Consider the following 19,298-nt stretch of genomic DNA (forward strand, 5'->3'; position numbering starts at 1 on the left):
GGAAGGAATCCAGAAAATTAGAAGGTAGATTGATTAAAATGTGAAGACCATATCTAGGTTTTCCATTATATCAACAACCACCCTGTCAAGGCCTTCAAGTACTTCCACACCATCTATGAGCATTTCCCGGGTTATACCCCTTGCCATTAGATCTTCCTTCCTTGCAAAAACATTCCCGGTCCTTGAAATCTCCCTGATGGTGTGGGAGTACCTGTTTCCTTCCATTGCAGCATATATTCCATTTGATATCAGATACACCTTCAGGTACTCTTCGCACCAGATATCCACGAGGTCCAGAAATGTTTTGAAGCTGAGCTCTGAAGGGCTCTTTGTCACGAGAAAACCCACAGATCCCATCAGTAACCGCTCCAGCCAAGGGTCTCCATCATTTCTTCACCGAGGAGTTTCTCAAGGCACTGGACCTTTTCCTGCATCCATGGCTCCTTCAGTGGCAGGCAGCTGTCAAGCTTCTGTTCACCGTTGAGCAGCTTCATTGCAAATGCCATGCATGTGGATTCGCCGCAGTCACCGCAGTTGCTACCAGGCAGGCATCTGTTCACATCCATGGGGCCGATGCGACTCATATCCCGCGAATCAGATCCGTAGCCCCCTGAATCATGGGCCCTGTTTATCCTGTCCATCAGTTCACCGGCGATTTCAAATGCTTCCTCAACATCATGGGTCTTGTTCATGCTGATTTTGCCGGAGGGGTAGAGGCTTATTATACGGTCATAGATTGTTAGTGTGAGTATGTTCTTTTTTCTGACATAGTTCACAACACCGGGGGGGTACATGTTCGCAATCAAAGGTATTACGTCCCCTATTTCTGAGTCAAGCTCCATGAGAACCCTTATTTTACCCTCAGCTGCAAGGCATGGTTTCACCTGCTTGAGGGTGGCCTCCTTTACAAGGGAGCCCTGGGGCCGGACCTCCCTTTTAACTTCATCCATCTCCATAATGACACCTCATATCTTCATAATTGCAGTATCCCTCTTCAGCCGGAATATTTCATACAGTTCGGTATCGTCTATGACTTCGGCTGCCTCCACAAGGTCATCCTCCTCAAGACCCCTTTCCTTCAGGGATCTTTCATGCACAAAGACACTGCCCTCCGGGAAGATGAGGTAGGTGAGTTCCTCAACATTGGGGTAGTCGATGGCCTCTGAGACCTGATCAGCCACTGCGGCATAGACACCATCCTCGATTAGGAGGACATCAGTATCCAGTGAACTGTTCAGACATGCTATGACAACATAGAGGCCACTGAAGGCGTTTTCATATCCGTAGGGGGCCCTGTCTATTATTATGAGCGCGGATTTCATGTTAACATCCCAGGGTTATCACTCTGTGACTATCCTTTATCCATTCTCCAAGATCGTAAACGCTCTTTATTTCAACACCCATTATGTAGGGCCTTTCTGAGCAGGTGTATCCCCTCGCCGTGGAACATCTTATGCAGGATGTTACCTTCACACCCTTCTTCACCAGTGACCTGAGCCTTTCTGCACTGTTGGGGAAGGACTGGGGTGCCTGGTTCCTTTTTGGTATATGCGTCCCGTCCATGTAGAGGAATATTCTGACGTCGTAACCATTTTTGATGGCACTTTCAGCTATTTCAAATGCTATATCTGCATACTGGTAACGGTATGGTCCCTCTGTGACGACTATTGTGAGGATCTTTTTTTCCATGGTTCTATCTTGATGTCCCTGAAATAAATAATTTATTATGAATAATAATGATAGTTTATCGGTTGGCTTTATTTCCCCTTAGACTGTTCAGCTGATCAAGGGAGGTCTATTTCACTCCAAGGGCCCTCTCGAAGGCCTCACTGTGCATCCTGGCTGCCATCTCCTTCTTGCACTCGTCATCTGAAAATAGTCTCATTTTCGGGGCACGGCAGGGGTAGTGCTGTATCTTAAGCCCGGCCTTTAATGGGAGATCCTGTGCATCCTCACCGGTAAGCTCCTCTGCGACGAAGAGCGTGGCTCCACAGGGCGAGGATCTCAGAACCCTTATCTCCTTAACCTTTTCACCTTCAAGGTCCACCTCCACCAGGGGCCTTCCAAACCTTGACACGAATTCATCAAATGAGGGGTTACCGTTCTCCTCCAGGTCGCACATGTTCTCAGGGGCCGTCACATTGCCGTAACTCAGGAGCTGGTTCCTGAAGCCATCACCCCTCCAGGCCCCTATGATGATCCAGTCAACATCCCCATGAATCTCATCAACGAGTTCCAGGGTGAGGTCCGGGTGGAGTATGTAGGTTATCACAATGTCCGCTGACCTTATGGCCTTGAGTTTATCGGCGGGTATGTCAACCTCATCTGCAAATATTCCAGAGGGAGCCTCAAGTTCAATGAACATGGCCTCGAATTCACGGGCTATGTTCTCATAGGCCCTTTCACCGTAGGGCCCGTCTGTTACGATGGCAACCTTAATCATTACATCACTCTCCTTCAGTAAATCACAGTTTTTCAGGGTTGAACTCCTTCTTTATCCACTCAGAGATTTCATCACGGATCCTTCTGATGGTGTCAATATCTGCACCCCTCGGGTCAGGGAATTCAGCATGAAGGTACCTCTCACCACCCAGGAATACAGGGCATGCCTCATCGCAGAGGCTTGCAACGATGTCAAATTTTTCGCCCTCAAATTCCCTGAGACTCTTTGGTCTGTGGCCAGTCATGTCCACACCAATCTCCTCCATGACCTGTATGGTGAGGGGGCTGATATCCTTCGGGTCACTGCCAGCACTGTGGACCTCATAGTGGGCACCGTACATGGCCCTGAGTATCCCCTCAGCCATCTGGGACCTCCCGGAGTTGTTCCTGCATATGAATAGAACCTTACTCTTCATGTTTGATGCTCCCTTATAACTACCACACTGATCTATTGATGTATCCAAATTTATAAATATATCTGAATTATTTATAAAATGAAGAAGAGACCTATAACCGATAACTCCTAGGAGAAGGGGATAGATGAGAGTTGTTATAGTTGGCGGCGGGGCCGGAGGACTTTCAACGGCCTCCAATATAAGGAAACATGATAAGGACGCAGATATAAAGGTCATAACCCGTGATAAACATGTGGCATATTCCCCCTGCGCAATACCCTACGTTATGTGCGGTGAGGTTGAATGCTTTGATGATATAGTTATGCACAGGCCAGAGGACTACAGGGAGAGGAACATAGATATCCTCACGGAAACAGAGGTCGAGGCCATAGATCCTCAAAAAAAGACTGTAACCTACAGGGGAAAGGACGGCCTCAGAGAGATACCCTACGACGTCCTTGTCCTTGCAACCGGCGGCTCACCCTTCATACCACCGGTGGAGGGCACGGACCTTGAAGGAGTCTTCACCATAAGGACCCTCACAGACGGTGAAAGGATAACCGAATGGGCATCAAAAAGTAAGAGGGCAGTGGTGGTGGGCGCTGGACTTATAGGCCTTGAGATAGCCTACGGCCTCCTGAGGATGGGCCTTGAGGTCACCGTCACCGAGATGCTCCCCCAGATCGTCCCGAGATCCCTGGACCCGGACATGGCAGCCATAGTCCAGGGCTACCTTGAGGAGAAGGGCATCAGGGTCATCCTCGGCAAGGCCCTTGACAGGATAGTGGGTGATGAGAGGGTTGAGGGTGTTGTGGTTGGAGATGAGTGCCTTGAGGCGGATCTCGTGGTCCTGGCGACGGGCGTGAGGCCTGAGACAAAGCTTGCCAGGATGGCAGGATGTGAAATTGGACAGTGGGCAGTCAAGGTAAATGACAGGATGCAGACAAGTGTGCCTGACATATACGCGGTAGGTGACTGTGTTGAGGTATACGATGCAGTCACGGGCTTCAGGACCCAGTCACCCCTGGGTTCAACTGCCGTCAGACAGGCCAGGGTGGCTGCAAAGAACATAGTTGGGATGGATGCAAGGTTCAGACCGGTCCTCAATGCAATGGTATCAAAGATAGGGGAACTTGAATTTGGTGCAGTGGGCCTCACAGAGGTCATGGCCCTCCAGAACGGTATAAAGGTGGTATCAGGTAAGAAGAGGGCCCTCACAAAGGCCAGGTATTACCCGGGTGCCGAGAGGATAGATGTTAAGATGATATGTGACCTCAGGGGAAGGATAATCGGATGCCAGATGGTTGCAAAGGAGAGGGTCGCTGAGAGGGTTGATACCATGTCCCTGGCCATATCCCAGGGACTCACGTGTTCTGAGCTCTCAGAGACTGAGTTCTCCTACGCGCCTCCGGTCTCAATGGTCATAGACCCCATAATCCTTGCAGCAGAGGATGCCTGTGAAAAACTGAAAAGGGTGAATGGCAGACCACAGGATTGATTGAGATGAAACAGTTCCTGGTGACTCCCGCGGCGGGTAAACGTCTAATTGCATGGGGAATGCTTGAACATCCATCCATCAGGAGGGTGCTTGAGGGGGGCACCTTGGTCATAATCGCCGGGACAACCAATGGATACATAGCAGAGGAGATCCTTGGACAGCTGGGAGAGGACGGTTTTGACCGTCGCGGATTTCACAGGGGAATCATAAGGCCCCCCTATTTCAGGACGGATGGTACCGGCCATGAATTCCCGGGTGATGTGGTAATCCGCAGGGGTAGATGGGATCGTGGAATTACAATCTTTGATGTGGCAGATGAACTTGGAAGGGGGGACCTGATACTCAAGGGAGCCAATGCCCTTGAATACAGCTCAGGGAGGGCAGCGGTCTACATAGGTCACCCCATGGGCGGCACAGTGTTTCCAGCACTCCAGGCAGCTGCTGGCAGGAAAACAGAACTCATAGTCCCTGTTGGACTTGAAAAGATGATACCCGGCGACCTTTACAGTACAGCGCTCCGAATGAATTCAGCCGGCACTGAGGGTCCCGGGATGTTACCTGTACCCGGCGAGGTCTTCACAGAGGTGGACGCCCTCAGGCTTCTGGCGGGTGTGGATGCAGAACCTGTTGCAGCTGGAGGCGTCCACGGGGCTGAGGGAGCCGTCCACCTCCTGGTTGATGGCAGCGACGGGTCCCTCAAACATGCGGAGGATATACTGAAGCGCGCGGGTATGGAGAGACCCTATGCTGATTTCTGAATCAGAGGGGCTTCGGTGGCACCGTTGTGAAGTTAATCTCGGAATCCTACCTATTTTTTTGATATCCGTGAAAATTCAATGATGTGTCCATGGTCCCCCTTATTTCGTTTTATACGGTACCTGTATCCCGTGGTCCTTTCAAGGACTGCAGCGGCCGTGTTTGCATAGGGGCAGGTTGATAAAAGCACCCCATCGTCCTCCAGTGAACAACAGAATCCATAGAAACTGCAGTTTTTAACATTTAGGGCAAAGTTTTCAGTGTCTGCGCTGATGGACGCTGCAAATCCATGTTCGATGAAGTAGTCTGCGGCTGATTTCAGGGGATCATCCCCGTGCCTGATGTTGTCTGCAATCACAGACCCCATCTCCCTTGTAACTCCCTGGGATCCATTACCCAGAACCCTCCAGAGCCCCACAGTCATGGCCCTGAAAATAAGCATGAGGGGGTCCCGACCCCTCAGGGGCTCGGCGGAATCCTCGAGTTCCTCCTTCCCAACACCACACCGGGGACACACCCAGCCATCCTCCAGCAGGTTGAATTCATCTTCTGGGATCTGATAGCCGCATATTCTGCAGATCTTCATGGTTATCCCTGGAAGTACCTCTCGAGGAGTCCCCTCAGCATGGCAGCATGCCTTCCCTCGTCCCTTGAGCTCTCATCAAAGAAGTCATGGGCCTCATCAACACCGCATTCCCTTGCCCTGAGGGCTGCCTCACGTTTCTCCCTGTTAGCTGCCTCCTCCCCCTCAAGCATCATCTCAAGGTTTTCCCTGAGGGTTTCCCTGATCACACCGTTTAGCTCTGCAAAGCGGGCTGCATGGGCAGCTTCCTCAAGGGCTATTCTTCTTAAGACCTCTGCAACCTCGGGGAGACCCTCACGCTGGGCCTGTCTTGCCATTGCAAGGTAGATACCGACCTCACTGCACTCTCCCCTGAAGTTTGCATCCACAACATTCTCAAGTTCGGTGCCCCTGCAGACACCGGTGATGTTTTCATTCATTGAGATCACCTGCAAGCCTTCTTCCAGCCTCGAAGCATGCATCTAGTTCCTCATTGTTCGGGACGTAGTAGATTTCATCCGCCTCCATGACCTCGAATCCAGCATCCTTAAGGAGTTTCTGCATGGTCCCGGTGGCACCTCCCCTGCCACCCATTGACCCGAATACCATGGCCCTCCTCTGCCCGGTCCTGTTGAACTTCAGGCCACGGAGGTACATCAGGAGGTCTCCAACGCTCGGGTAGGTTCATCGTAGATTGTGGGTGCTCCGAGGGCAATGGCGTGACTGTCAAGTATGTCCTTCACGATCTCGCTGCGGTCGTCCTCATGGAGGTAGTAGACCCTCACATCAGCCCCCTCGCTCATGGCACCCTCTGCTATCGCATGGGCCATCATGGCTGTGGAGTGGTGCATCGTATCATAGATCACGGTGACCTTCTTCTCCACCTTACCTGTGGCCCAGGCGGTGTATGCTTCTATTATCTTCATGGGTTCGGTCCATATCTGGCCATGTGAGGGTGCTATCATCCTTATCTTATCAAGGAGGCCGAGCTCCTTCACCTCATCGAACTTCCTGAGCACAAGCTTTGATAGGGGTGTTATGAGGTTCGCATAGAATTTTTTGGCAGCATCCATGAGTATGTATTCGGGTATTTCGGTGTCGAGGCGCTGTGGATAGCAGAGGTGCTGTCCAAAGGCGTCGTTTGAGAACAGTATGCCGGTATCAAGGAAGGTGAACATGCTGTCTGGCCAGTGGAGCAGGGGTGCCTCAAGGAAGGTGAGGGTCCTTCCTCCGAGGTCGATGGAATCCCCGGTCTTCACTGTGCGGAACTCTGTGCCCTCAAGGGCCGGGTAATGCTTGAGCAGTCCCTCCACCGCAACTTCTGTGCAGTGGATCTCTGCCTCAGGGAACCTCCTGTGAAGTTCCACCAGCACTCCGCTGTGGTCCTTTTCAACGTGGTTCTGGACTATGAAGTCCACTCTCATCTCTCTTCCCTCACGGTTGAATGCATCCTCCATCCTTGCCATGAGCTCCTGGAAGGTCCCTGGATATGAGTTGTCAATCAGCGCCACACCTTCATCTCCGAATACAAGGTAGGCGTTGTAGGTTGTCCCCTGAAGGGTGTATCCGTGGTAGTTTCTGATGTCCCAGTCAAGGACACCAGCCCAGTATACTCCATCTGCTATCTTCTCTGCTCTGGCCTTCATTATATCACCACACATTTAGTTCGTATATCATCGAATGTACTATACTATACGAACTTCTATATAATTTTTTCTGTTCCATGGTATTGAAACAGTAATATAGTCCTTCAGACATAATATGGGCCGATGAAGAGGAGACATAATTTCACGATATTCTCAACCGAAACTGGAATCGAGGTAATAGAAAGCCCTGTCAAGTCGCTCATACTCTCCGAACTTAAAAAGGGAGCACTCAGCTTCCAGGAAATAGTCAGAATCACAGATAAATCCAAGTCCACAGTATCAAAACACCTCTCAGACCTCAGGAAAGCAGGCCTCATAGTTGAAATGCCGGATCCTGAGGACAGGAGAAGAAAAGTCTTCGAGATAAACTCAAGGTACCTTGGTAAACTCACAAGGAAGAGGATCGATGAACTGGATGAGGAAAAAACAGAATTCCTTGCAGAGCACCTCACAGAGAGGGGTGACCCCCTTGAATTCTTCAGACTGATGTTCCATGTCCTGAGGGTTGAACTCATAAAGGAGGGCATAAACATCGACCCTGTCCTCCATGAGGCAGGAAAAAGAATAGGGGAGGTAATATACCCACGGATAGCATCGGAGGACCCTGGGGATCTCCTTGAAAATCTCAAGAGATTCTGGATGATAAACCGCCTGGGAGTCCTTGAGGTGGAGAGCACAGATCCACTGGTGATCAGGGCCTATGAATGCTTTGAATGCGGACTACTCCCCCAGATAGGTGAATCTGCCTGTGCACTGGACTCAGGGATACTTGAGGCGGTATTCAGCCGTCACTTCAAGGGTGATGTCCTTGTGGAGGAGACGGAATGTTATGCCCGTGGTGATGGGCGGTGCTCCTTCAGGATTGTTCCTGAAAGCTGATTTTTTTGGTTTCTATACAGAGGTGTTGCTTCAGGATTGCTCCCTGAACCTCACAAGGGTTGTTGCAAGATACCCTCCACCGGAGGCAAATCCCCTTTCAACGACCTCGCCATCCATGCTGCAGTTTGCCACCGATACAACATCCTTTCCGCGGGGATCAGACTCCACAACCTCCATGGCCCTCCTGCCATGGCGTGACGTCTTCATGATCACACAGGCATCCACATCCCTGAGCACCCTCTCAAACCGATCATCAACCCGGGGCACCACAAGGAGGATCTCATCACCCTCAACGAGGGTTCTGCCAGCGGTGGCTGCACATGCCGTGAAGGAGGTGACTCCTGGCACCATCCCGGTCTCAAAGCCCATATCCTCAATGCGCCGCTGGAGGTAACTGAAGGTACTGTAGATGGAGGGATCACCCAGTGTTATGAAGGCAACATCCCGTCCATCCTCAAGTTCAGCTGCAACCATTCTGGCCGCAGAATCCCAGTGACTTTCAAGTTCATCCCGGTCATCAGTCATTGGAAACACGGGTTCAAGTATTCTGCAGCCATCCCTGCGTTCATTGAGGATATCTTCAACGATTGAGAGGGCTATGCTCTCCCTCTCAGATGATGAACGGGGTGCGCATATAACTGGAACAGATCTGAGCACATTCACAGCCCTGAGGGTCAGAAGTTCACTGTCCCCGGGACCCACACCCACACCAATGAGTTTTCCATGCATTAGAACACCTTTAATAACTCTGTAGACATGATGATGGTCTGGTCATCCTTCTCTGGAAATATCCAGACCCGCCTTTATTATCATTATTTATTCTGTGGCACTCTCTAAACTTATATAGTTCCACCCCCTTAAATAGGTCCATGGAAAACCCACTCTTCTGTCCAGACTGTGGAATGATGAGGGATAACTGCACATGCAAGGGCAAGGGGCGCCTTTCGTTCTTCAGAAACATTATAAGGCCTCCTGAGAAATCAGATACCCTCAACGAAGACCTCCAGAAGAGGTATCCCCACATACCACCGGAGATCATAGAGAACTTCCCCTTTCCACAGCCAAGACCGGGACAGCTTGACATAATAAACGACATCTACCAGGCAATCGAGGAAGGTTACAGGTACGTTATACTTGAGGCCGGCACAGGCACAGGCAAATCAGCAATAGCCTGCACCCTTGCAGGGATCTACCAGCCAGCCTACATCCTCACCATGACCAAACAGCTCCAGGACCAGTATGCCAGGGAATTCGGGTTTCCCGTCGTCAAGGGGAGGAGTAACTTCTTCTGCCTCAACGACAACCTGGAGTCAACCTGTGACATGGGGACATGCCAGACACTGCCCTCATCAGAGAAGTTCCAGTGCCCCTACGGTGTTGTGAGGGGGGAGACGCTCCTCGGAGAGGAGGCCTTCCAGGACTCCTATGGTAACAGGGTATTCTTCAAGACAGCTGAGCACTGCCAGTACTGGGAACAGAAGTCAGAGGCCATAAACAGCCCCATAACCCTCATGAACTATGACTATGCATTCCTTGAACTCAACTACGTCGGTCACTTCGACCGGAGAAACCTCATGATACTGGATGAGGCTCACAACATCGAGGACAAGCTCATGAGGAGGCTCGAAGTAACCATATCAAACAAAAGCCTCAGCAAGGATATCAGAAGAACAATACCCTCATCGATGCTCCGGGAGGATGACCCGGCTGAATGGGTGCTCCAGATTGAGGCAATAGCAGACCACTACAGTGACCTTGAACTGGATTCAATGTCAAGAAGGAGAAGGGATAGGATAAAGAGGACCATAAAGAGGCTCTCGGAGCTCAGGATGAGTCTGGAGGATGAACCAAAGAACTGGGTCATCGACGCCGATGATGACTCTGTCTCCTTCAAGCCCCTGAGGGTACATCACTATGCACATGACAGGCTCTTCTCCTACTCTGAGGTCTGCCTGTTCATGAGCGCCACCATACTCAGTGAGAGGCTCTTCTGCCAGTGGCTTGGCATAAATCCAGGGGATGCATACTTTGTAAGGGTTGACAGTCCGTTCCCTGCATCCAGAAGGCCCATAGAACTGAAGATCGCAGGGAAGATGTCCCGCAACAGGATAAGGCACACGGCCCCCGAGACCATACCCATCCTTAACAGGATCCTTGAGAGGCATAAAAACGATAAGGGACTCATACACACCCACAACTATCGCTGCCAGCGGTTCATAATGGATAATATACCCAGCAGGAGGCTCATCGACCATAAGGCATCCAACAGGGAGGCGGTGCTGAGGTACTTTGAGGAGTCCGACGAGCCCCTGGTGCTTGTAAGCCCATCCATGAGTGAGGGTGTTGATCTACCCTATGACAAGTGCCGCTTCCAGGTGATCTACAAGATACCATTCCCCTACCTGGGTGATAAGCAGGTTAACCGGAGGCAGAGGATGGATCAGAGGTGGTACGCCTACAAAACCATAATGACCCTCATGCAGGCCTATGGGCGTGGAATGAGGGCCCATGATGACTCCTGCTACACCTACATCCTTGACGGTAACATAGAGATGATATTCAGAAGCCCCCTCTACAGGTCACTTCTGCCAGAGTTCTTCAAGGAGGCCATAGTAAATGAGTGAGAGTCCTGAATGCTGATAATCTGACAGATCTCCTTGTATCGGCGGCACACTGAGGAGAGATCCAGTATATCCATAGAACTTATTGATATACTCCAGATAAGCTTCGAAGACTCTTATTTCTACCCTCAGTTATTTCACATTCTCTGCTCCTGTACAGCATCAAAAAGAAAAAAATTTGAGAGGTTATTTTCCTGCTCCGCCCCTGAGGAATCCGAAGGCCACAAGACCAGCGGCAACAAGGACACCCACGATACCGTAGACGTACCATGAGGAGTCACCGCCACTGGCACCTGAGGTCACATTCTTAACCTCATAGGCCTTTGCAGGGGCTGATGCAGGCTCCTCTGACACTGATGATGCAGCGCCCACCTCTACAGATGAAGCCGCAGTATCCAAACCCGGTGAATAACCTGCATGTCCTGTGAAAGCTGAACCTGAAGGAACACCTCCAGTTGAACCACCCTGGGAACCCCCCTGGTTTCCTCCTGTGTTAACTGACGTTCCACCGTTGTTCACAGGTATAAGGTCCTCAAGGTTTCGTGCAGGTATTGAACGCAGGTATGCCAGGGGGTTACCGTTTGCACCGCTCTGTATCACTTTGAGTTCGTCCTCGGTTATCCACTTCTCAACCTCCTTTGTGAGGACCATTGGGGACGTCATGTAGGATGGTGTCTGGCCACTGTAGAGCATTATAAAGGCGGCAGCCCACTTCTCGAACATGGCGTTCCTTGTGGTGCAGTCACTGAGGTCGAACTCTGGCCACTTAAAGCTTATCATCACAGCCTTACCAACCTTCTTAACCGGATCCCAGACTATGAGTATTCCCTCTTCACTTCCACCGGGCACCATCGGGGATTCGAGTTCCTCCTGGAGGACCCTCTTGGCGAAGTAGGTCCCGGTACCGGGACTAACACCCATGAGGTAGAGGAGGGCGTCATCCTTGCAGTATATGCTTGTCCCGAACCACTGATACTGCTGGCCGGCTGCAAGTGGATAGTTCTCAAGGGCGTACTCGGTGATGAAGAATCCTGGCTGGACACCCGGACAGACATGGTTGTGGAACAGGAAGGTTACCAGCTGGTCATAGGGGATGCCGTACTTCCAGGCATTGGCTATGCTCTCAATGCTGAAGTAGGAGCTACCGAATATCGCGGAATTGGCGTTATCCCTTGTCGCGTTATTGAGGGCTGCGGGACCTATATCGTTAACCCGTGCACCATCAGGCGCTGCTCCGGCACTCAGTTCACCTGTCAGTGGATTGTAGGTTATATGCACTGAGTCCAGTGTTTTCCCATCAGCACCCTTCAAGACGAAGGTGAACCATAGTGGTTTGTAGAATGGGCTGTGGACTGGCAGAAGGTTTTTCCTGCTTAGCCTTGAACCAAGAACGCTGAATATTCCGTCGTAGTAGCCATCGGTCGGGGTGCCGTTCAGGTAGACGTAACCGGCTGATGTGAGGACAGCTACATTGAGATCGTCCCTTTCAAGGTTTATTCCTCTCTCAGCCAGGAATATCTCCTTAGCCATTTCAGCGGCCCTTCTACCGATTTCACGGAGCTCAGCATAGCTCACAGGATTCCATGTTGCATTCACATTTGCCCTGGTGGCGTTTGGCAGATTGAGGCTGTTTATGTAGTTCATGTCCAGTCCATGGGTCTCATTTACCTGGTTGTAGTTGACCTCCCTTCCTGCCAGGTAGTAGTACTGGTCGGCTGTCAGGTTGTCGAGTTCCTTAACGATAGTTACAATGGAGGCAGGGTTCTCTGTGACCTTTTTAACGAGCCAGGCATTGAATTTGAGTTCCTGAACCACTGATACTCCGGTCTCCCTTTTGTAGGTATCTATGAGTGCCTGCTGATCGAACTTCATGACCACAAGGGTACCGGTGTTTGTCCTTGAGTTCCACCTTATGAAGCCCACCATACTGTCCTCTGCACCGGCACCGGTTGTATCGAAGCCGAGGTATGACCTCTTCCCGGGGGTGTTATCGAGTGCAAGTATGAGGGCATCATCGTCTGAGCCGCCGGGAACACCTATGGTGACGTAGCTGGTTATCTCTATGGGTGAACCGGTAGACCAGTCCTGCATAGGTGGATAGTACATGTAGATGGTTTTACTCATGGCATATCCGCTTATGGTACCCAGGCACATGTGTCCATGGAATGCGGCCTGTTTGAGCAGATCTGCTGGTGCTCCAGCTGCCCATGCATTTGCAAGGCTTGCGAAGGGGAAGGCATCATCCCCCAGCTTTGATGTAAGGTTGTTCCACTGGGCGGAGCTCATGTTCTGGGACACCGTTCCAAGGTACACCAGTGTGGTGTTCCTGTAGAATGCCATGAGAAGATCGTTACCCTTCCTCACTATGAAAGCCGTACACAGAGGGTCTGTGGCTGTTCTTCGGAGTGTAAGGAGGTTAGCTCTGCCGTAGCTTATCAGACCACCTCCCCTGTTAAGTATTCCCTCCAGGACATCCTCTGTAGTCATATTACGGTACTTCACAAGGCCGGCTGTTGTTATAACAAGAACCTCTCCCTTCCCTGTGAAGTTCAGGAGCTTATCTGCTTTTTCTGTCAACTCTCTACCGATCCGGTATGGTTCGGTTGCATTTAGAACAAGGTTTATGCTTGCATAGTACCCGGTGTCCCGGGGGTCCATGGGGTTCGGTGTGAGGTTTAACCTTCTCTCGACGGTAACGTAGCCCGGTGCCCTCACAGTCAGTGTAAGGTTTGCCGCGCTTATGTTTGAATGCTGGAAGATCAGCTTTGTATAACCACTGGATGGGTCGTAGGTCCGGTTGTATTCTATGCCTGTACCTGAATCCGTGATTTTGAGGGTCGGATTGATCCTACCGTTATCATCGCTGTACTGGTAGCTGACAAGGACACCAACCTCGCAGGTTGCGTTGTCTGCAGCTGCCACTGAACCCGTAAGCATGGCCAGAAGGAAAAGAACTGAAACCATGAATAATCTCCTCATCCATTTCACCTCCCTCTAATTTGTTTCGTATTAACTAATTCCTTCTTACAATATAAAGATATATTATTACATTTTTTCGTTGATTTAAATGAAAGGTAATAATGAAAACATGGTTTACCACCATCACCTATATCTGAATCGTGATCCAGAGATAGGGAGGGTGATAGTTATGGATTATGAGGATATAGTTGGATTTCACGGTCACTCCTGTGCCGGGACTGCCCTCGGATACAAGGTCGGTGAGATCGTAGCTGAGAGATTTGGAAGGTCAGAGGATGAGGAGATAGTGGCGGTTGTTGAGAATGACAGCTGCAGCATAGACGCCATCCAGTTCATGACTGGGTGCACCTTTGGAAAGGGCAACCTGATATTCAGGGATTACGGAAAACATGTTTACACATTCTTCAACAGGAAAACAGGCAATGGAATCAGGATATCACTTAAAAAACCAATGGATCAGCTCATGAAGGAACTCGGGGTTACAGACAGGGCTGAACTGACAGAGAAGATACTTGAAATGGATCCAAATGACCTCTTTGAGGTCAGGGATGTTTCAGAGAAACCTCCAGAGGAGGCAAGGATATATGGGTCCATCATATGCGCAGAGTGTGGTGAACCCATCTCAGAGCACCGTGCACGAGTAAAGAATGGTAGGATGGTTTGTATTCCGTGCTTTGAAGGTTAATAAAAAGCAGTTAATAAAAAAGCGGACCCGGGGGGATTTGAACCCCCGACCTTGGGATCCGAAGTCCCACGTCATATTCCAGGCTAGACTACGGGCCCCCTACACACATCTCTATTTAAAGTTAACCATTTAAATATTTTCTCATCAACGTGTCAGCCGAAGACCAGACTCAGCGGAGAGCAGACAGCTTTATACTAAATGCCCCTTAATTAATAAATATGTCTTCCGGGTTATTTCAAATGAGAAGGAATATGTTTTACTGTAGATTCAGACACCTCAGAGTTGTTGATGGCGATTGAAATGCTTGCAAAGAGGATAATACCATGTCTTGACTGTGACCTCCAGGTTCCAAATGGCCGGGTCGTGAAGGGAGTTGAATTCAAACAGATAAGATACGCAGGGGACCCTGTTGAACTTGCAACAAGGTACTATGAGGATGGTGCCGATGAGATAGTCTTCCTCGACATAACAGCATCACATGAGAGACGGGAGACCATGACCCATGTGATAGAGGCCACCACAGAAAACGTCTTCGTACCCATATGTGTCGGTGGGGGTATAAGGAAGCCAGAGGACTATGTTAAGATGCTTAAGGCGGGGGCAGACAAGTGCTCCACCAATACAGCCGCAATAAAGAACCCTGAACTCATCAATGAGGCATCAGACCTCGTCGGGTCCCAGGCATGCGTAGTGGCAATAGATGCCAAGAGGAGATACATCGACAACCCCCGTGAATCAGATGAGAGGTTCATAATAGAGGTTGATGATGGATACTGCTGGTACGAGTGCAGCATCTATGGTGGAAGAGAATTCACAGGTATTGACGCGGTGAAATGGGCAATGGAATGCCAGGATAGAGGTGCAGGTGAAATTCTCCTCACATCAATGGACCGTGACGGTACAAAGATGGGCTACGACATTCCCCTCACAAGGACCATGAGCGAGAACCTTGACATACCTGTGATCGCATCAGGGGGTGTAGGGGAACCTGAACACATCTATGAGGCATTTACAGATGGGAAGGCAGACGCTGCACTTGCTGCAAGCATATTCCACTTCAATGAATACCCTGTCCCTGTAGTGAAGGAGTACCTCAGATCAAGGGGAGTTCCCATAAGATTGTAGTCAGCAGAGGGGGAGGGAAATGAGGATACCCGTGGGGGACTTTGACCTTGAGATGACCCAGAGGAGTGGACAGACCTCTCAGCCACCCTGGAGGGAGGTTGAGGGCGCCTTCAGGGAACTTCTCATCATCGAGGGGGTACCCTGTCCGGTTGAGGTCAGGGATGAGGCAGGGGTGCTCAGGGTCAGACCCTACGTGGATGTACCTCAGAAAACTCTCAGGGAGAAGATTGAATACATATTCGACCTGAAATTTGATATTGAAGATTTCTACACATTCCTGGAGGATAAAAACTTATCATACACACTGGATTCATCGAGGGGGCTGCGGCTGTTCCTTGCGAAGGACCCATTTGAGTGCGTGATATCCTCAATAGCATCAGCCAACTGCTCGGTTGTGAGATGGACAAGGTCCATAGAGGACATAAGGAGGCTCTGGGGCCAGGCCCACACCTTCAATGGCGAGACCTTCCACACATTCCCATCCCCACACGTCCTGGCAGGCGTGGCTGAGGACTCCCTTGAGGACCTGCAGAGGGCCGAGGATAACCTCCCCTCGGACTTCAGGTTCAATGACCTCAGATCCTGTGGCGTCGGCTACAGGGCGCCCTACATCCGGGAGACATCGAGGATACTCGCAGAGGAGATGGATATCAGGAGGATCGATGGGATGGACTATGACGATGCAAGGGAGCTCCTCCTTGAACTCCCGGGTGTGGGTCCCAAGGTTGCTGACTGCATACTCCTCTATGGTTTCAGGAAGACAGAGGCCTTTCCTGTTGATGTATGGATCAGGAGGATCATGAACCACATCCACCCCGGCAGGAATTTCAATGACAGGTCGATGGTGGAATTCGCACGGAGGGAGTACGGGGAGATGGCCGGCTATGTGCAGCTCTACCTCTTCAACCATGCCAGAAGATCGGGGCTACTTGATAGGCTCAGGCAGGGCACCGGATAACACATTGATTCTGATCTGGTGGGTCATTACATACCGGTGAGTCCAGATGAAGAATATAATTGCCAGATTCAAGGTATACACAAGGAAATCCTTTGAGGATCTTCGGAGGGTCCTTGATGAAAAGTACTGCTGGAAGTGCCCCCAGAGGTCCACAAGGGAGAATATAGGGTGCCGTGAGGCAGATGTCTGGATGAGGCTCCGCTCAGCCCTTGAGGATGAACTCAGGGCGCACCTGATGGAGACCCTGGGGAGGGATCAGTTCGACCGTGTACTTCTAAGGATGAGGGAAAGGGAGTGCACCGGGGACCTGAGGATAATCAGGAGGCACGGGGAGTACCTGGTTGTTCTGGACAGTGTATCCGGGATTAAAATAGGCCATGAGGTCCTGGTGGGGTCCCGTGTCCTCAGGGTTAAAAAACTTGCGGGGGTAAGGCTCATAACAGACCATGGAGAACACCCCCTCCATGAAATTGAGGGGAGGGTCCTTGGGAGGATAGGGCCCCGGCACCAACTCTACAGGGAGCTGATGAACTGGAGGAATAGGGATGGATCTTAAGGAAAGGATTGAGTCTGCAGCATCAGTAAGGGAAGCATCAGATATTGTTTTTGATGAAATAAAGAGGATGACCGGGAGCAGGTACTGCTACGTTGCCTATGTTGACCCCGAAAACGGGGATAGTGTCGGCATAAAATTCTCCCATCTCACAGAGTACTGCAGACACTACGAGGAGATGGGTGAGGCACGCTTTAAGCTGCCATCCAGCGGTAAATACGGGGGGCTCCTCGGCTACTCCCTGGACACCGGGGAGTCATTCTTCACCAACAACCCTGCCGGGCATCCTGCAGCCCATGGAATACCCGATGGCCACAGGAAGGTTTCAAAGTTCCTCTCAGTCGCTGTTAAGGATTCGGAGGGGATACTCGGCCAGATAGTCGCAGGTGATCCACCAGAGAACTACGATGAGACACACCTGAGAATAGCTGAGGAAATTGCGGGGCACTATGCCGGGGTCCTCAGAAGGTTCTGGAGGGGTGAGATACCCCTGGGTGATATCAGGGAACGATTCATTCGTCGTAGACCCTGACCCTGAGCATCCGGTCTCCCCTCTCTATGGATTCAACAACATCCATACCCCTCACAACCTTTCCGAAGACGGTGTGGACGCCATCGAGGTGGGGCTGGGGGGATAGTGTTATGAAGAACTGGCTGCCCCCGGTATCTCTCCCTGCATGTGCCATGGACAGGGCCCCCTTACCGTGCCTGTTCGGGTTTATCTCGCACTTTATTGTGTAACCCGGGCCGCCTGTCCCATCACCCACCGGACACCCTCCCTGAATCACGAAGTCAGGTATGACCCTGTGGAAGGTGAGTCCATCATAGAATCCACTGTTTGAAAGTTTTTCAAAATTCGCAACCGTGTTCGGGGCGTCCTCCTCAAAGAGGATCAGTTCTATATCGCCCTTAACGGTTTCAATGACAGCACTTTTCATTTAACCACCTCAACATAAATATTTATTATCAGTTTAGGTTCAACATTAATACAGGTCCCCATATAAATTTTTGGTGATATCATGGATTCAGAGGAAATAATTGAACTTGAAAGGAAATTCATCATGCAGACCTATACCCGGCAGCCCATTGTACTGTCCCATGGGAAGGGGGCAACTGTATGGGACATCGAGGGCAACTCCTACATAGACTGCTTTGCCGGGGTCGCTGTTAACAGCATCGGCCACGCCCACCCAAAGGTCGCCCTGGCAATCTGCCACCAGGCACAGAGGCTCATACATTCATCCAACATCTACTATACCCGGGAGCAGGTTGAACTCGCAAAGCTTCTAACGGCCATATCCCCACACGACAGGGTTTTCTTCGCAAACAGCGGTGCAGAGGCCAATGAGGGAGCCATAAAACTTGCAAGGAAATTCACGGGCAAATCTGAGATAATAGCTGCTGAAAACTCCTTCCACGGGAGGACACTTGCAACGGTAACTGCGACTGGCCAGAAGAAGTACAGTGAACCCTTCAGGCCACTACCAGAGGGTTTTAAACATGTCCCCTACGGCGACATCGGGGCAATGGCGGATGCAGTAGGTGATGAAACTGCAGCCATAATTCTGGAACCGGTACAGGGGGAGGGTGGAGTCATAATTCCACCAGAGGGTTATCTGAGGGATGTCCAGGAACTTGCAAGGCAGAATGACGTGCTCCTGATCCTCGATGAGGTCCAGACAGGATTTGGAAGAACCGGAGCAATGTTCGCATCCCAGCTATTCGGTGTAGAGCCAGATATAACAACCGTGGCAAAGGCCATGGGCGGCGGGTATCCAATAGGAGCTGTGCTTGCAAATGAGAGGGTTGCCATGGCATTTGAACCGGGTGACCATGGATCCACCTTCGGGGGAAACCCCCTGGGATGCGCTGCAGCCATAGCCACCATCGAAGTTCTGATGGACGAGAAACTACCTGAGAGGGCAGCTAAGATGGGTTCCTACTTCCTTGGAAGGCTGAGGCAGGTCCTCCATGGATGTGATGCCGTCAGGGACATACGCGGTGTCGGCCTCATGATCGGAATTGAGATCGATGGTGAATGTGCAGGGGTGGTTGACGCTGCAAGGGAGATGGGGGTGCTGATAAACTGCACAGCCGGCAAGGTCATAAGGATTGTCCCGCCCCTAGTAATAAAGAAGGAGGAGATTGATGCGGCCGTGGATGTACTGGGTCATGTGATCTCAGATCTCTGATAGCTCC

Annotated in this window: 21 protein-coding genes, 1 tRNA gene and 1 pseudogene; 10 read left to right on the forward strand and 13 right to left on the reverse strand. The window is 50.9% G+C overall.

Annotated features, from left to right (window positions below):
• Window positions 1-33 precede the first annotated feature (33 nt).
• The 6 genes from tusB to C7452_RS00145 form a co-directional block, all read right to left on the reverse strand.
• The gene (tusB, locus tag C7452_RS00120) at window positions 34-357 is read right to left on the reverse strand and encodes a sulfurtransferase complex subunit TusB (protein ID WP_010876972.1); all 324 of its coding nucleotides are present in this window, start codon (window positions 355-357) and stop codon (window positions 34-36) included.
• Window positions 357-956, reverse strand: a complete 600-nt coding sequence (locus C7452_RS00125; RefSeq protein ID WP_170130264.1) for a (Fe-S)-binding protein — start codon at window positions 954-956, stop codon at window positions 357-359. The genes tusB and C7452_RS00125 overlap by 1 nt, the downstream gene beginning before the upstream one ends.
• Window positions 957-965: 9 nt before the next feature.
• On the reverse strand, window positions 966-1,322 hold the full coding sequence (locus tag C7452_RS00130; RefSeq protein WP_010876970.1) for a DsrH/TusB family sulfur metabolism protein: 357 nt from the start codon (window positions 1,320-1,322) through the stop codon (window positions 966-968).
• A gap of 1 nt (window position 1,323) precedes the next feature.
• On the reverse strand, window positions 1,324-1,689 hold the full coding sequence (locus C7452_RS00135) for a DsrE/DsrF/TusD sulfur relay family protein (protein ID WP_115891905.1): 366 nt from the start codon (window positions 1,687-1,689) through the stop codon (window positions 1,324-1,326).
• Between the two features lie 106 nt (window positions 1,690-1,795).
• Window positions 1,796-2,443 carry a DUF166 domain-containing protein gene (locus C7452_RS00140; RefSeq protein ID WP_115891906.1) on the reverse strand — a complete coding sequence of 216 codons (648 nt, stop codon included), beginning with the start codon at window positions 2,441-2,443 and terminating at the stop codon, window positions 1,796-1,798.
• Window positions 2,444-2,465: 22 nt separating this feature from the next.
• Complete coding sequence (locus tag C7452_RS00145) at window positions 2,466-2,858, reverse strand: arsenate reductase ArsC (RefSeq protein ID WP_048175894.1); 393 nt, start codon at window positions 2,856-2,858, stop codon at window positions 2,466-2,468.
• A gap of 124 nt (window positions 2,859-2,982) precedes the next feature.
• On the opposite strand from C7452_RS00145, the gene C7452_RS00150 reads away from it, so the two are divergent.
• Together C7452_RS00150 and C7452_RS00155 are read left to right on the forward strand one after the other, a co-directional pair.
• Window positions 2,983-4,335, forward strand: a complete 1,353-nt coding sequence (locus C7452_RS00150) for an FAD-dependent oxidoreductase (RefSeq protein WP_010876966.1) — start codon at window positions 2,983-2,985, stop codon at window positions 4,333-4,335.
• Between the two features lie 5 nt (window positions 4,336-4,340).
• Window positions 4,341-5,093 carry a hypothetical protein gene (locus C7452_RS00155; protein ID WP_245942859.1) on the forward strand — a complete coding sequence of 251 codons (753 nt, stop codon included), beginning with the start codon at window positions 4,341-4,343 and terminating at the stop codon, window positions 5,091-5,093.
• A 50-nt stretch (window positions 5,094-5,143) separates the two neighbouring features.
• Here C7452_RS00155 and C7452_RS00160 read toward each other — a convergent pair whose 3' ends face one another.
• From C7452_RS00160 to C7452_RS00170, 3 genes and pseudogenes are all read right to left on the reverse strand, one after another.
• Window positions 5,144-5,677: a rubredoxin gene (locus C7452_RS00160; protein WP_115891908.1), complete on the reverse strand. Its 534-nt coding sequence runs from the start codon at window positions 5,675-5,677 to the stop codon at window positions 5,144-5,146.
• Between the two features lie 2 nt (window positions 5,678-5,679).
• A complete protein-coding gene (locus C7452_RS00165) occupies window positions 5,680-6,093 on the reverse strand; it encodes a ferritin-like domain-containing protein (protein WP_211305644.1) in 414 nt (137 codons plus the stop codon).
• Window positions 6,086-7,299 (reverse strand): annotated as a pseudogene (locus C7452_RS00170) (FprA family A-type flavoprotein). Before C7452_RS00170 ends, C7452_RS00165 begins: the two are co-directional and overlap by 8 nt.
• A 123-nt stretch (window positions 7,300-7,422) precedes the next feature.
• On the opposite strand from C7452_RS00170, the gene C7452_RS00175 reads away from it, so the two are divergent.
• Entirely contained in the window at window positions 7,423-8,178 is a 756-nt protein-coding gene (locus tag C7452_RS00175) for a V4R domain-containing protein (protein ID WP_115891910.1), read from the forward strand.
• A gap of 30 nt (window positions 8,179-8,208) precedes the next feature.
• Here the strand turns inward: C7452_RS00175 and cobI are convergent, their stop codons facing one another.
• Window positions 8,209-8,907, reverse strand: coding sequence for a precorrin-2 C(20)-methyltransferase (cobI, locus tag C7452_RS00180; protein WP_115891911.1), 699 nt, complete (start codon window positions 8,905-8,907; stop codon window positions 8,209-8,211).
• 140 nt (window positions 8,908-9,047) lie between these two features.
• Between cobI and C7452_RS00185 the strand changes: the two genes are divergently transcribed.
• Window positions 9,048-10,802 carry a helicase C-terminal domain-containing protein gene (locus tag C7452_RS00185; protein ID WP_115891912.1) on the forward strand — a complete coding sequence of 585 codons (1,755 nt, stop codon included), beginning with the start codon at window positions 9,048-9,050 and terminating at the stop codon, window positions 10,800-10,802.
• Between the two features lie 183 nt (window positions 10,803-10,985).
• On the opposite strand, the gene C7452_RS00190 is transcribed toward C7452_RS00185, so the two are convergent.
• Window positions 10,986-13,763 carry an FmdE family protein gene (locus C7452_RS00190; protein WP_245942726.1) on the reverse strand — a complete coding sequence of 926 codons (2,778 nt, stop codon included), beginning with the start codon at window positions 13,761-13,763 and terminating at the stop codon, window positions 10,986-10,988.
• A 184-nt stretch (window positions 13,764-13,947) separates the two neighbouring features.
• Here C7452_RS00190 and C7452_RS00195 point away from each other — a divergent pair, with 184 nt between their 5' ends.
• On the forward strand, window positions 13,948-14,463 hold the full coding sequence (locus tag C7452_RS00195) for an FmdE family protein (RefSeq protein ID WP_170130265.1): 516 nt from the start codon (window positions 13,948-13,950) through the stop codon (window positions 14,461-14,463).
• 22 nt (window positions 14,464-14,485) lie between these two features.
• Here C7452_RS00195 and C7452_RS00200 read toward each other — a convergent pair.
• Window positions 14,486-14,561 (reverse strand) — tRNA-Arg (locus C7452_RS00200).
• A 202-nt stretch (window positions 14,562-14,763) separates the two neighbouring features.
• Between C7452_RS00200 and hisF the strand changes: the two genes are divergently transcribed.
• The 4 genes from hisF to C7452_RS00220 are packed head-to-tail and all read left to right on the forward strand — an operon-like array spanning window position 14,764 to window position 17,631.
• A complete protein-coding gene (gene hisF / locus C7452_RS00205) occupies window positions 14,764-15,588 on the forward strand; it encodes an imidazole glycerol phosphate synthase subunit HisF (protein ID WP_115892493.1) in 825 nt (274 codons plus the stop codon).
• 19 nt (window positions 15,589-15,607) lie between these two features.
• Window positions 15,608-16,546, forward strand: coding sequence for a DNA glycosylase (locus C7452_RS00210; RefSeq protein ID WP_115891915.1), 939 nt, complete (start codon window positions 15,608-15,610; stop codon window positions 16,544-16,546).
• Between the two features lie 46 nt (window positions 16,547-16,592).
• Window positions 16,593-17,102: a hypothetical protein gene (locus C7452_RS00215; protein WP_048175874.1), complete on the forward strand. Its 510-nt coding sequence runs from the start codon at window positions 16,593-16,595 to the stop codon at window positions 17,100-17,102.
• Window positions 17,092-17,631, forward strand: coding sequence for a GAF domain-containing protein (locus C7452_RS00220; RefSeq protein ID WP_048175872.1), 540 nt, complete (start codon window positions 17,092-17,094; stop codon window positions 17,629-17,631). The genes C7452_RS00215 and C7452_RS00220 overlap by 11 nt, the downstream gene beginning before the upstream one ends.
• Here C7452_RS00220 and C7452_RS00225 read toward each other — a convergent pair.
• Complete coding sequence (locus tag C7452_RS00225; protein ID WP_048175870.1) at window positions 17,612-18,037, reverse strand: peptidylprolyl isomerase; 426 nt, start codon at window positions 18,035-18,037, stop codon at window positions 17,612-17,614. The genes C7452_RS00220 and C7452_RS00225 overlap by 20 nt on opposite strands.
• Before the next feature lie 81 nt (window positions 18,038-18,118).
• On the opposite strand from C7452_RS00225, the gene C7452_RS00230 reads away from it, so the two are divergent.
• Window positions 18,119-19,291 carry an acetylornithine transaminase gene (locus tag C7452_RS00230; protein ID WP_048175869.1) on the forward strand — a complete coding sequence of 391 codons (1,173 nt, stop codon included), beginning with the start codon at window positions 18,119-18,121 and terminating at the stop codon, window positions 19,289-19,291.
• The last annotated feature ends 7 nt before the right edge of the window (window positions 19,292-19,298 follow it).

Origin of the sequence: Methanothermobacter defluvii, assembly GCF_003385755.1 — an archaeon.
Taxonomy (GTDB): domain Archaea; phylum Methanobacteriota; class Methanobacteria; order Methanobacteriales; family Methanothermobacteraceae; genus Methanothermobacter; species Methanothermobacter thermautotrophicus.